At 69.3% G+C, this 893-nt stretch carries 1 protein-coding gene; it reads right to left on the bottom strand.

The window, feature by feature from the left end; genetic code table 11:
- Positions 1–836 (bottom strand): AMP-binding protein (locus KBX21_RS26260; RefSeq protein ID WP_307869294.1); only part of this gene is annotated, 836 nt, incomplete at its 3' end.
- Positions 837–893: the final 57 nt, after the last annotated feature.

Below are 893 nucleotides of genomic sequence, written 5' to 3'. Positions count from 1 at the left end.
CGGGGTTGCCCGCCCGAGACCGAGGCCGTGTAGTCCGGTGCGGGCAGGGCCCTCTTGTCCAGCTTGCCGTTCGCGGTCAATGGCAGCTCGTCCAGCACCACCACCGCCGACGGCACCATGTGCTCGGGGAGGGCGTCGGCGACCGCACCGCGCATGACGGCGCCGTCCAGCTCGGCTCCCGCGATCGGGACCGTGTAGGCGACCAGGGACGCCGGTCCGCCGTGGTCGCTCCGGGCCACGACCACGGCCTGAGCCACTCCAGGAACTCCGGCCAGGACGGCCTCGACCTCACCGGGCTCGACCCGGAAACCGCGGACCTTGACCTGGTCGTCCACCCGGCCCACATAGTCCAGATCTCCCGAGGACGACCACCGCACCAGGTCACCCGTGCGATACATCCGATCCCCCGGAGCACCGAAGGGATCAGGCACGAACCGCTCGGCGGTCAGGTCCGAACGCCCGAGATACCCCTGGGCGAGCGTTCTCCCAGCGAGGTAGAGCTCACCCGGCACACCAACGGGGACCGGGTTGAACCACTCGTCGAGGACGCGGGCCAGTGTGCCGCGCAGCGGCACCCCGACGGGTACCGAGCGTTGTCCGGGTTCGACCGAGGACACCTCGAAACTGGTCGAGAACCCCATGTTCTCCGCCGGACCATAACCGTTCACCACACGAACCCCGGGATGCTCCGACAGCGCCCGCGACACATGCGCCACCGACGCCGCCTCACCCGCCGTCATCGCCACCCGCACCACGTCGAACACCTCGGGACGCTCGTCCAACATCACGTTGAACAACCCCGCCGACATCTGCAGACTCGTCACCCGGTGCTCCACCACCAGATCAGCGATCGCGTCGAACCGCGGACGCTGCCCCGGCTGCAACACACACCG

The sequence above is a fragment of the Nocardiopsis sp. B62 genome, from assembly GCF_018070675.1.
In the GTDB taxonomy this organism is placed as follows: domain Bacteria; phylum Actinomycetota; class Actinomycetes; order Streptosporangiales; family Streptosporangiaceae; genus Nocardiopsis; species Nocardiopsis prasina.
The sequence above is the reverse complement of the archived record's forward strand: the minus strand, read 5'-3'. Positions and strand labels throughout refer to the sequence as shown.